At 31.8% G+C, this 12,329-nt stretch carries 12 protein-coding genes; all 12 read right to left on the reverse strand.

Annotation, left to right across the window (positions count from 1 at the left end; all coding sequences use genetic code 11):
- Positions 1–43: 43 nt before the first annotated feature.
- The 12 genes from LQ693_RS01555 to cccB all read right to left on the reverse strand — a co-directional run bounded on the left by LQ693_RS01555 (position 44) and on the right by cccB (position 12,284).
- Positions 44–1,480: a tetratricopeptide repeat protein gene (locus tag LQ693_RS01555; RefSeq protein WP_119475325.1), complete on the reverse strand. Its 1,437-nt coding sequence runs from the start codon at positions 1,478–1,480 to the stop codon at positions 44–46.
- Positions 1,481–1,488: 8 nt separating this feature from the next.
- Entirely contained in the window at positions 1,489–1,971 is a 483-nt protein-coding gene (locus LQ693_RS01560) for an acyltransferase (protein WP_107596537.1), read from the reverse strand.
- An 18-nt stretch (positions 1,972–1,989) separates the two neighbouring features.
- On the reverse strand, positions 1,990–2,808 hold the full coding sequence (lgt, locus tag LQ693_RS01565; RefSeq protein WP_107596538.1) for a prolipoprotein diacylglyceryl transferase: 819 nt from the start codon (positions 2,806–2,808) through the stop codon (positions 1,990–1,992).
- A complete protein-coding gene (gene hprK / locus LQ693_RS01570) occupies positions 2,808–3,740 on the reverse strand; it encodes an HPr(Ser) kinase/phosphatase (protein WP_025904534.1) in 933 nt (310 codons plus the stop codon). The genes lgt and hprK overlap by 1 nt, the downstream gene beginning before the upstream one ends.
- 132 nt (positions 3,741–3,872) lie before the next feature.
- Positions 3,873–4,199, reverse strand: coding sequence for an SHOCT-like domain-containing protein (locus LQ693_RS01575; RefSeq protein WP_025904533.1), 327 nt, complete (start codon positions 4,197–4,199; stop codon positions 3,873–3,875).
- A 17-nt stretch (positions 4,200–4,216) separates the two neighbouring features.
- Complete coding sequence (gene uvrA, locus LQ693_RS01580; RefSeq protein WP_239703049.1) at positions 4,217–7,051, reverse strand: excinuclease ABC subunit UvrA; 2,835 nt, start codon at positions 7,049–7,051, stop codon at positions 4,217–4,219.
- Between the two features lie 5 nt (positions 7,052–7,056).
- Positions 7,057–9,039 carry an excinuclease ABC subunit UvrB gene (gene uvrB / locus LQ693_RS01585; protein WP_107565257.1) on the reverse strand — a complete coding sequence of 661 codons (1,983 nt, stop codon included), beginning with the start codon at positions 9,037–9,039 and terminating at the stop codon, positions 7,057–7,059.
- A gap of 132 nt (positions 9,040–9,171) precedes the next feature.
- Positions 9,172–9,402, reverse strand: coding sequence for a DUF2198 family protein (locus LQ693_RS01590; RefSeq protein ID WP_025904530.1), 231 nt, complete (start codon positions 9,400–9,402; stop codon positions 9,172–9,174).
- Between the two features lie 8 nt (positions 9,403–9,410).
- On the reverse strand, positions 9,411–10,061 hold the full coding sequence (locus LQ693_RS01595; RefSeq protein WP_025904529.1) for an HD domain-containing protein: 651 nt from the start codon (positions 10,059–10,061) through the stop codon (positions 9,411–9,413).
- Positions 10,061–10,636, reverse strand: a complete 576-nt coding sequence (locus tag LQ693_RS01600) for a TlpA family protein disulfide reductase (RefSeq protein ID WP_037588750.1) — start codon at positions 10,634–10,636, stop codon at positions 10,061–10,063. Before LQ693_RS01600 ends, LQ693_RS01595 begins: the two co-directional genes overlap by 1 nt.
- A gap of 123 nt (positions 10,637–10,759) precedes the next feature.
- On the reverse strand, positions 10,760–11,644 hold the full coding sequence (locus tag LQ693_RS01605) for a LysM peptidoglycan-binding domain-containing protein (RefSeq protein ID WP_025904527.1): 885 nt from the start codon (positions 11,642–11,644) through the stop codon (positions 10,760–10,762).
- A 319-nt stretch (positions 11,645–11,963) separates the two neighbouring features.
- Positions 11,964–12,284 carry a cytochrome c551 gene (cccB, locus tag LQ693_RS01610; RefSeq protein WP_107596541.1) on the reverse strand — a complete coding sequence of 107 codons (321 nt, stop codon included), beginning with the start codon at positions 12,282–12,284 and terminating at the stop codon, positions 11,964–11,966.
- Positions 12,285–12,329 lie beyond the last annotated feature (45 nt).

The raw sequence follows: 12,329 nt of genomic DNA on the forward strand, positions 1-12,329 counted from the left end.
TTAATTCAGTAGAATTGTACATTATAATCATTACTATTCATAACTATATGCTCAAAATAGCATTGATCGCTTTATTCAAGCGATACGTCGTAATATGAAATGTATCTTTAATCTCTTTTTTAGTTATTTTTTTATTTAACATCTTTAAATAAATATAAATTGATGCTGCAACATAATGTTCAACTTGTTCAATCGATTCATTATCTGCAATGAGCATTTCTGCATGTTCAATCCATGATACAAAAATCTCTTTTCCATATTTTTGATATATAGATTGTTCGATAAGCTTCATACCTTTATCAATAAAGCCTAACTTGTTTAAATGTAAATCTTGAAAAGTATACGTTATATATAACCTTTCATAGTCTGGTAAACTTTCTAAAACTTCCCATATTTCATGAGACATAACGAGTTCTCTATGTTTCATATGCCCTAATAAAAAGATGCCATATAATCTATATCGATAGTCTTCGTCTTTTAATAAAGGTAAAACATGACGGTCTAACATATCTTTGAGTTCATCAATTTTCCAAGGTGGCAATTGACTATGATATTGTACACTATCTTCAAATCTTTGCCAATGTCTTTTCGCTTCATCTAAATATCCTAAATGATAGAAGTTGTAACTTAAGGCGTGGTGTAATTGTGGCGTAGCAGCTTGTGCTTTTTTTAGAAGAGGCACTAATAATTGATTAGAAGGTTTATGCTTTCCTAAATAGCTTAGAACAACACCCAATTTAAAAGATTCTTCATTGTTAATAGGATGTAATTTACTTAATTGATTCAGATATTGCTCATAACGTTCCACCTGTTGTGTGTTGTAAAGCAACAATGTCATATGACATAAAGCGTAAATATCAGAAGGATTATCTTCCAATATCGTTTGTAATAATATCTCCGCTTCGTCATATTGACTATTGTATAACATAGACATCGCTTTTAAATTCATAATATGCTTATCTTCTTGTAATTTAGCACGTTGTCTATCAATATATTCATTCGCTTCTTGTAACCTACCATTTGAAAATAAGTATTGAAAAATATGTTGAATCACAAATCTTTCCGCTTCTTCTTCCACAATTGTTTGATCATCATACTTCACTTCAAACATTTGAATCATTTCTTCAAAATAATCTTGGTCGTCCTCTTCTGTTACATATCTTAACCCAAATAAAAATGCTTTATTAGGTTCATTCGTCTTTATATACATTTGACTTAAATAAAAATAATAATCTGTCACAAAATTTTCTTTCACAATTTGATCGAACATCATTTCTTCAGCTTGAGTATTTTTATTTAGCTCTACAAGACATTCAGCATAAGGCGGTATAATCACAAAATCATTAGGTGATAGTTCAAGCGCTTTTTTAAATAAAGACTCGGCATATCCGAAATCTTGTTCTCTCATTTTTTCCATTGCTTTATGATAATAGAAGTCTTTATCAAACTTTACGTGTATGACATTTGAATTTTCTCCCAACGACTGACTCACCGCCTTTTTTTAAGTTCCATAGGATTGCCATATGCCATCATATCATTAGGTACATCTTTCGTCACGATTGTACCACTTGCTATAACAGCATTATCACCAATACTCACGCCTGCAAGTATAGTGGCATTTGCACCAACTAAGACATTATCTCCAATGTTTACACGGCCAATTCTATATTCTTCGACTAAATATTCATGACATAGAATGGTTGCATTATATCCTATTACACAGTTTTTACCGATAGTGATAAGTTCAGGATACATAATATCAGGCGTTGCTTTAAATGCGAAAGCTGTCTTTTGACCAACTTTCATCTTGAGCCCTTTTCTGTATAGAAAATGTTTCCATTTAACACTCGGTAAATATCTACTAATTTCAATGATAATAACATTTTTAAATACTTTTATAAAACGTACTGTTTCATACATTTTCCATAATGGATTCGCACCATCTACTCTTTTAGTCTTTAATGCTCTCACGTAAACACTTCTTTCACATTAGTTATGATAATAACCTTTAACATCTCCGAATTTTTTCGGATTATAACGTACTCTTCTATAAATAATACAAATAATAGAAACAACAATTATCACAATAGAAATAACTTGAGCAATTCTTAAATGTTCAGTAAGCATCAAGCTATCCGTTCTTAAACCTTCTATATAGAATCTACCAATTGAATAATAAATTAAATAAGCAAAGAATGTCTCACCAATTTTCAATTGAGGTCTAATGAGTAATAAAATGATAAACCCAATTATATTCCAAATTGATTCATATAAAAATGTTGGTTGATAATAAATACCGTCTATTTGCATATGGTTAATAATAAATTCAGGTATATGTAAATTCTCAAGAAAACTACGTGAAACAGGTCCACCGTGCGCTTCTTGATTCATAAAGTTACCCCATCTACCAATCGCTTGTGCCAAAATGATACTTGGCGCAACAATATCAACCATTTGGAAGAATGATAAATTCTTTTTACGACAAATGATGAACCCTGTTAAAAAGGCACCAATCAATCCACCATGAATAGCTATACCACCATTCATAATAAGTGGTATTTCTGCTAAATGTTGACTGTAATAATCCCATTCAAACGCTACGTAATAAATACGTGCACAGATAATTGCCATTACGACACACCATATAATCAAATCTATAAGTGATTCTTCTTTTATTCCAACTTTTTTAGCAGTTCTTTGTGCGATAAGATATCCAATTAATATACCGGAAGCAATGATAATACCATACCATCGTATTGCTAACGGACCTAATTGTATCGCTACGGGATCAATGCCTAACACTTCCATTATTCATTCTCCTTACGTGCATTTTTCAAAATTTCTGCATTAAGACGATTATTAAACTCTTCAGCAGTATTAATTCCCATGTTGTTTAATCGATAGTTCATCGCAGCAACTTCAATAATAACTGCTAAGTTTCTACCCGGTCTAACAGGAATCGTCTTTTTAGTTATTTTTGAGTCTAAGATTTTTAAAGTTTCTTCATTCAATCCGACTCTGTCATATATTTTTTCTTTGTTCCATGTTTCTAAGTTGATGTTTAACTTGATTCTTTTCTCCATCAAGATAGATCCCGCTCCAAATAAAGTCATAACGTTGATAATACCAAGGCCTCGTATTTCAAGTAAATGTTCAATAATCTTCGGTGCTTTACCGATTAATTCGTTTTTATTAATTTCTTTAATTTCAACATTATCATCGGCAACAAGTCTGTGACCGCGTTTAACAAGCTCTAATGCCGTTTCACTTTTACCGACACCACTATCACCCGTAATTAATACACCTACGCCATATACATCCACGAGAACGCCATGCAATGATGTTTCAGGTGCTAGTTCACGTTCTAAATATCCTGTTACTTGCCCCATCAATTTAGTCGTTGAAGACTCACTTTTTAAAAGTGGTGTATTATTTTCATTACAACTTTGAACGAGTTCTTCTGGTGCATCTAGACCTCGTGTGATAATAATAGCTGGTGTTTCAGGTCTACATAATTTAGCCATTCTACCTTTTTTCTCTTCATCAGGCAACAAATTATAAAATGACAACTCAGTTGTGCCTAATACTTGAATTCTATCTGATGAATAATGTGAAAAATATCCAGCCATTTCTAGACCAGGACGTGATATATCCGTTTCTGTTATTTTACGATGTAAGCCATTTTTCCCGGCAATAACTTCCAAATTAAATTGCTCTATTAATTTACTACTTGATATCATAGGGTTCACCTCTAGGTTAATATATGTTAATTCTAATGAACTTTAACCTTAACTGCAATCATTATCAATATTACAACAGTTTCTGCAAATATAAAAACCCTAGAAACGTTTTATCGTTTCTAGGGAATAAAATTAAATATCTTTGTTTTGGTCGTTATTTTTGTTGAAATTTCTAATGATATTTCTTAAAGATTCATCTAATTGTTGAATAGGATCTTGACCTGTTCCTTCATTATCTTTAAACTGCTTTTCAAATTCAGTTTTACCTGATTTGGCAGTTGTCTTAAATTTATCTAATAAGTCTTCAAATAAATTTTCAACATTTTCTTTAGATTTCTTATCAAATGGTGATGATGATTTTTGATTATGAGATGTTGCATCAAGTAATTTCACCGCTTCATCAACAGTGATTTTCCCACCTTCAATAAGGTCTAATATTTTTAATTGTACTTCGTTCATAAATAACCCCTCCTGGTTTATGATCGATCTCGTTCTAAAATTGGTTTTAAATATTTACCAGTGTAAGATGCTTCAACTTCTACAATGTCTTCTGGTGTTCCAGTAGCAATAATTTCACCGCCACCATCTCCACCTTCTGGACCTAAATCTATAATATAGTCTGCTGTTTTAATGACATCTAAATTATGTTCAATAATGATGACAGAGTCGCCATTTTCAACGAGTCTATTTAACACACTTAATAAACGTTTAATATCATCTACGTGTAAACCTGTTGTTGGTTCATCAAGTATATATAATGACTTACCATTAGATCGTCTATGAAGTTCAGAAGCAAGTTTCACACGTTGTGCTTCACCGCCTGATAAAGTTGTTGCGGGTTGACCTAGTTTAACATATCCTAAACCAACATCTACTATTGTTTTTAATTTTCTATTTATCTTAGGTAAACTTTCGAAAAAGTGATAAGCATCTTCTACTGTCATTTCTAATACATCAGAAATACTTTTTCCTTTATAAGTTACTTCTAATGTTTCTCTATTATAACGTTTTCCATCACAAACTTCACATGGTACGTATACATCTGGTAAGAAATGCATTTCAATTTTAATGATGCCGTCACCTTTACAAGCTTCACAACGGCCACCTTTAACATTAAAACTAAATCTTCCTTTTTGATAACCTCTCACTTTTGCCTCATTCGTTTGGCTAAATACATCTCTAATATCATCAAATACACCTGTATAAGTTGCAGGATTTGAACGTGGTGTTCTACCAATTGGTGATTGGTCAATATCTATAATTTTTTCAATTTCATTTACACCTTTTATAGATTTATGTTCACCTGGTTTTGTTTTCGTATTATACAATTGTTTTTGCAAACCTTTGTACAATACTTCATTTACTAATGAACTTTTACCAGAACCTGAAACACCTGTTACACATGTCATAACTGATAATGGGAAGTCTACATCGACATTTTTCAAGTTATTACTTGTCGCACCTTTAACAGATATTTTACGTTTCGTGATTTTTCTTCGTTTAGCTGGTACAAAGATTTTCTCTTTACCGCTTAAGTATTTACCTGTTAAAGATTGTTCATTTGCCATAACTTCTTCAGGTGTTCCACTCGCAACTACTTCACCACCATGAACGCCTGCTTTTGGACCTATATCAATTAAATAATCCGCAGCTTTCATCGTATCTTCATCATGTTCAACGACAATTAATGTATTACCCATATCTCTCATAGATTTCAATGTATCAATTAAGCGATCATTGTCTCTTTGATGTAAACCGATAGAAGGCTCATCAAGCACATATAGCACACCAGATAATCTAGATCCAATTTGAGTTGCCAGTCTAATACGTTGTGCTTCCCCACCTGATAAAGTACCTGATGCTCGATTAAGTGTTAAATATTCTAATCCTACATTATTTAAGAAAGATAATCTTTCATGTATTTCTTTTAAAATGAGTTTCGCAATTTTACGTTCTGTTTCATCTAAATCTAGATTATCAAAATGTTTAATTGCATTATAAATTGAATATCTAACTACTTCACCGATATGTTGGCCATCAATTTTGACAGAAAGTACTTTTTCATTTAAACGATAACCATCACATGTTTCACATGTTTTTTCGACCATGTATTTTTGCATCACTTCTCTAACGTATTCAGATGGTGAATCATGGTAACGACGTTCAATATTATTTAGCACACCTTCAAAAGCCATCGTTCTTTTTCTTTCTGTTTTAACGCCATAATCTTGATTAAATTTAAATTCTATTTCATCATCATGACCTCTTAAGACGATGTTCTTTTCTTTTTTCGTTAATTTGTTAAATGGTTTATCCATATCGATTTTAAAATGTTCACAAGCTTGTTTTAATAAAGTTGGATAATAATTAGAACTGATTGGTTGCCATGGCAAAATTGCGCCTTCATTTAAACTTAATGTCTTATCTGGCACGACTAAATCAACATCTACAGTTAATTTACTTCCTAAGCCATCACAAGATGGACAAGCACCAAAAGGATTGTTAAATGAGAACATTCTAGGTTCTAATTGATCTACTGAAAAACCACAAATAGGACAAGCATGATGTTCAGAAAATTTAATTTCATCACCATCAATAATATCAGCAACTGCATTACCGTCAGCTAATTCTAGCGCTGTTTGTAATGAATCAGCTAATCTTGCTTCAATACCTGGTTTAATGACAAGTCTATCAATCACGACATCAATAGAATGATTTTGATTTTTGTTTAAATCTGGCACATCATCTACATCTAAAATATCGCCATCTACTTTTAACCTTGCATAGCCTTTTTTAGCAATGTCTTCGATTAATTTCTTATGTGTACCTTTACGCCCTGAAACGATTGGTGAAAGAATTTGTATTTTTGTTCTTTCTTCTAATTCCATAACTTGATCAACCATTTGTTGAACCGTTTGTGATTTAATTTCAATACCATGGTTTGGACATATTGGTCTTCCAACTCTTGCATATAATAGTCTTAAATAATCATATATTTCAGTTACGGTAGCAACGGTTGATCTTGGGTTTTTACTTGTTGTCTTTTGATCGATTGATATCGCTGGAGAAAGACCATCAATTAAATCTACATCTGGTTTGTCCATCTGCCCTAAAAATTGTCTCGCATAGGCACTTAATGATTCTACATATCTTCTTTGACCTTCTGCATAAATCGTATCAAATGCTAAAGACGACTTTCCTGAACCAGATAATCCAGTCATAACTACAAGTTGGTCTTTAGGTATTTCTATATCTATATCTTTTAAATTATGTGCTCTTGCACCTTTTACGATGATGGATTTGTTTTTCATCTCAGTCACCTTTCTGCTTTTAGTTCAAATAATATATCTCTTAGTTCAGATGCACGCTCGAAGTCTAAATCTTTCGCAGCATCTTTCATTTCTTTTTCTATGCGCTCGATTGTCTTTTCTCTTTCTTTTTTCGTAAGTTTCTTAGGCGCTTTTTTAGTATCTTTTTCGGTTACTTCATCCGTTTCTACAGTTGCTGATATTACATCACGTATTTTCTTGTTAATTGTTTGCGGTGTTATATTGTGTTCTTCGTTGTACGCTTCTTGAGTAGCACGTCTTCTACTTGTTTCATCTAATGCTGTTCTCATAGAATCTGTAATTTTATCAGCATACATAATAACTTTACCTTTATCATTACGTGCAGCTCGACCAATCGTTTGAATCAACGAACGCTCTGATCTCAAGAAACCTTCTTTATCTGCATCTAAAATCGTCACAAGTGAAACTTCTGGGATATCTAAACCTTCTCTTAGTAAGTTAATCCCAACTAATACATCATAAACACCCATTCTTAAGTCTCGAATGATTTCTATTCTTTCTAATGTCTTTATTTCTGAGTGTAAATAATTCACTTTAATGCCGGCTTCTTTTAAATAAGTCGTTAAATCTTCACTCATTTTTTTAGTTAATGTTGTAATTAATACACGTTCATTTCTTTCTATTCTCTCATTAATTTCAGCCATTAAATCATCTATTTGATTTTCACTTGGTCTGACTTCGACAATTGGATCTAATAAACCTGTAGGACGAATAATTTGTTCGACCATTTCATCAGTATGTTCAATTTCATATGGTCCCGGTGTTGCTGAAACATAAACCAATTGTTTCGTTTTTTCTTCAAACTCTTCAAATCTAAGTGGTCTATTGTCTAAAGCACTTGGTAATCTAAAGCCGTGTTCTACTAAGACATTTTTTCTCGCTTGGTCACCATTATACATACCTCTAATTTGAGGAAGCGTTACGTGAGATTCATCAATCATCACTAACCAATCATCACCAAAGTAATCTAATAATGTATATGGTGTAGATCCTTTTGGTCGTAACGTTAAATGTACAGAGTAGTTCTCAATGCCTGAACAAAAGCCCATTTCTCTCATCATTTCTAAATCATAATTCGTTCTTTGTTCAAGTCGTTGAGCTTCTAAAAGTTTATTTTCTTTTCGAAGTTCAGCCAATCGTTCTTCAAGTTCTTTCTCAATACGCTCAATCGCAACTTTCATTTTTTCTTCACGTGTTACGAAGTGAGATGCGGGATAAAATAGAAAATGTTCTCTTTCAGCAATAACTTCACCTGTTAAGTAATTCACTTCTCTAATTCTATCGATTTCATCTCCAAAGAACTCTACTCTGACACATAATTCATCTCGTGATGCTGGAAATATTTCAACAACATCTCCTCTAACTCTAAATGTACCACGTCTAAAATCTATATCATTTCGTGAATATTGGTTATCGACAAGCTTTCTTAACAATTCATTACGTTCCATTTCCATACCGACACGCGTACTTACAACTAAGTCTTTATATTCTTCTGGATTACCTAAACCATAAATACAGCTGACACTCGCAATAACGATAACATCATCTCGTTCAAACAATGCGCTAGTAGCTGAATGTCGAAGTTTATCAATTTCATCATTTATAGAGGCATCTTTTTCAATAAAAGTATCCGTTTGAGGTACATATGCTTCAGGTTGATAATAATCGTAATAACTAACGAAGTATTCTACTCTATTCTCAGGAAAGAATTCTTTAAACTCACTATATAGCTGTCCAGCCAACGTTTTATTATGTGCAATAATCAATGTAGGTTTACCGACTTCTTTGATGACATTACTCATCGTAAATGTCTTACCTGTACCTGTTGCACCTAGTAAAGTTTGATGTCTCTTGCCTTCATTTATACCATTTACAAGAGATTTAATAGCTTCTGGCTGATCCCCTTGAGGTGAATAGTCAGAATGTATTTTAAAAGGAAAATGTTGCATAGGAACCTCCTCATTTTCTGTAATATATATATTTATTTTATCAAAAATTTGTAAAAATGACCAAACATTTGTTCGTTAATTTTAAATTTACATACAAATAAGAGGAAAAATCTAAATGATTATTCCTCTTATCTATCTTGATTCAATTTTATCTATTTTAAGTGTATCAACTATATAAAAGCCTGCCACTAAACTCAGTACATCTAACAACATGATAAGCTCATTGTTAAAAAAGCCTTTATAAACCGAAACACCAATTATAATGCTGGATACAAGTAATCCAATCCATTTATTTTGAGCAATTTGCGTGAAAATAATAACCATTAAACAAGGAAGAAACAAAGCTAGAATCGGCCAAATCATTCAATTCACTAACTCCTTTTTGTTTCACGTTTCTCAAGTATCGTCATTGTTATCTCTCTTAACTCTGAACGTGGTATAAATTTTTCTTGTAACATATCAGGTATAATATGTTGAATAAAATCTTGTACAGAAGCTAAATGATCAAATTGCATGATCGTTTCCAATGAACTTTCATAAATTTCGAAGAATAAAGGTTCTGGATTTCTCTTTTGAATTTCACCAAAAGATTCATACAATAAATCAATTTTGTCAGCAACACTTAATATTTGCCCTTCTATACTATCATCTTTACCCTCTTGTAGTCTATGTCTATATATATCTTGATATTGCTCAGGGAATTCTTCTGTTATAAATTTATCGATCATCTCTTCTTCAACTTGAGAGAATAATTTTTTAATTTCATAAGACGCATATTTCACGGGTGTCTTAATGTCACCTGTAAATATTTCAGGATAATCATGGTTCAAAGCTTTTTCATATACAAGTTTCCAGTCTATTTCTTGACCATTTTGTTCTTCTACTGTTGCTAAATATTGCGCTATTTTCGTTACTTTAAAGGAATGTGCTGCGACATTATGGTCTTGATACTTAAATTTACCTGGACATCTTACTAATTTCTCTAAATCAGACAAACTTTTAAAATATTGATGTACCCCCATTAAATTTCCTCCTTAACTTGTGTAACTAAGTTGTTTAGTGTCTTTTCAGATAATTCACCTAAATACACTTTTTTGATTTCGCCATTTTTATCTACAAACAAAGTTGTAGGTATATTATACGATTTATATTTTTCTAGAAAATCATCTTGCGCAACGTAAACATCGTAATTCACATTTACATCGTCCATTAATTGTTTAGCTGGCTTTCGTTTATCTTTAACATTTAAACCAACTAATTCGACACCTTTATCTTCGTGCTTTGCATATTTTACAAGTTCAGGCATTTCTCGTTTACAAGGGTCACACCAAGAGGCAAATAAATTAATAACTGTAATATCATTTTTAGATGTTACCTCTTTTAATTGTTTTGATTTTTCAGTTGAAAAAACATTTACAGTTTCATTATTTACATTCATGCCTGTAGCTGGATGACTGTTTTGAAACGATTGCTTCCCTTGTTGCTCTTTAAACTGTTCGTTCGTTTGAAACTTATTGATATCTAATACTTTATAAACACTGATACTAATAATCAATAACAAAAGTATAACTAATATGATTTTTAACCTTTTTTTCATGTTTTCAAACCTCTACACTAACATTTACGTTTATTATATCAACTATAATGATAAAAAAAAGCAAATAGTTAAAATTCTTAAACTGAATTAACTACTTGCTTATTTATTAAATTACTATAAAAACTAATGAATATAATTATATGAACCAGCTGCTGATGCTGAAATTGTACGTGAAGATACAACGCCAACACCTTGATAGTTCATTTCAGAAACTTGAATTGAACCATCAGCATTCACTTTATCTACATAAGCTACATGTCCATATCCACCAGCAGTTGATTGTAAAATTGAACCAGCTGATGGGCTGTTGTTTACTGTGTAACCAGCTTGAGCTGCTGCATTAGCCCAGTTGTTAGCATTACCCCAAGTATTACCTAGATCTGGACGTTTACTAAATGCATAGTAAGTACATTGTCCAGAAGTGTATAAGTTACTTCCACCACCAGAATTTGGTCGGCTGTATGAAACTGGTTCTGTATATTGTGTTGATTGGCTGTAGTTAAATGTCGGTGCAACATAAGCTACTGAATCTTCACTATTGTATACATTACCATATGATGTTTGTTCAAATACGTATCTTAATAATGAATCTTCTTGAGCAGGAGATTCAGGTGCACTAACTGTCAAACTAGTAGGTTCAGCAGTTGGTTCTGAAGTTTCTGCTGCAACTTTTAATTCATCACCTACTAAAATTAAATCTGAAGATAAATTGTTCCATTCTTTTAAGTCTGATACATTAACATCAAATTTTTCAGCTATTTTGTTAAGTGTATCTCCCTCTTGAATTGTATAGATGTTATCTTCTAATACTTTTAATGTTTGTCCTTCTTTAACGTCTACGTCGATATTATTTAATGATTTAATTTCAGATACTGATGTGCCATATTCTTCTGCAATATTCTCTAATGATTGTCCTTCTTTAACTTTAATATCAGCTGCATAAGCAGATGAACTTGCTAAACTTGTTAAAGCTGTAACAGATGCTAATGTAATGAAAGTCTTCTTCATGATGAAATATCCTCCCGAAGTGTATGTATTTACGTTTATATTTTAAATTTATATGATGTTTCTCAATTAATACTGGAAATAATATAGCACAATTTCTATCGCAATATTGTATTGTTACAAATCTGTAATATAAACGTTAACATTCTATAATTTTATAGATAAAAATGTTACTAAAGACTGTCATGTAGACATTTTAAAAGAGATGTTAATTATTTACACACAATTAACATCGTCTTTTTTATTTATCAATATTCAATTAAATTACATATGTTTTCCAACGTTAAAATTTCCAATTTATATACAAATTGAATATAAATGATTATTTTTGTTTAGCTAGCCATTTAGCAACTTCTTTTGCTTCTTTCTCATCTACAACTTGACTCGGCATATTCCCCTTACCTTCGTTGATAATTTTTTCAATATCTGACTCAGACATTTTGGCACCGACTTTTTTAAGTGATGGTCCAGATGCACCTTCTAAATCTTTACCATGACATCCTACGCAAGAATTGTTTTTAAAGATTTTTTCCCCTTGTGAACTGTATTCTTCTTTGCTGCTATCATCGCTTGATTGTCCACATCCTGCAAATACTAACGCTGATAATGCTATTACAGAAATCATGCCCATTTTGATTTTCATGTATAACACTCCATTCATTTTATTATCAACTATATTTTACCATGT

The organism is Mammaliicoccus sp. B-M6, assembly GCF_022386965.1.
Taxonomy (GTDB): Bacteria; Bacillota; Bacilli; order Staphylococcales; family Staphylococcaceae; genus Mammaliicoccus; species Mammaliicoccus sciuri_A.

Coding starts and splice junctions, on each gene's coding strand:
- LQ693_RS01595 (WP_025904529.1), bottom strand. CDS start 10,061: ATGGGGGTACATCAATATTTTAAAAGTTTGTCTGATTTAGAGAAATTA.
- lgt (WP_107596538.1), bottom strand. CDS start 2,808: ATGGAAGTGTTAGGCATTGATCCCGTAGCGATACAATTAGGTCCGTTA.
- uvrA (WP_239703049.1), bottom strand. CDS start 7,051: ATGAAAAACAAATCCATCATCGTAAAAGGTGCAAGAGCACATAATTTA.
- LQ693_RS01575 (WP_025904533.1), bottom strand. CDS start 4,199: ATGAACGAAGTACAATTAAAAATATTAGACCTTATTGAAGGTGGGAAA.
- LQ693_RS01590 (WP_025904530.1), bottom strand. CDS start 9,402: ATGATTTGGCCGATTCTAGCTTTGTTTCTTCCTTGTTTAATGGTTATT.
- hprK (WP_025904534.1), bottom strand. CDS start 3,740: ATGATATCAAGTAGTAAATTAATAGAGCAATTTAATTTGGAAGTTATT.
- uvrB (WP_107565257.1), bottom strand. CDS start 9,039: ATGCAACATTTTCCTTTTAAAATACATTCTGACTATTCACCTCAAGGG.
- LQ693_RS01600 (WP_037588750.1), bottom strand. CDS start 10,636: ATGAAAAAAAGGTTAAAAATCATATTAGTTATACTTTTGTTATTGATT.
- LQ693_RS01605 (WP_025904527.1), bottom strand. CDS start 11,644: ATGAAGAAGACTTTCATTACATTAGCATCTGTTACAGCTTTAACAAGT.
- cccB (WP_107596541.1), bottom strand. CDS start 12,284: ATGAAAATCAAAATGGGCATGATTTCTGTAATAGCATTATCAGCGTTA.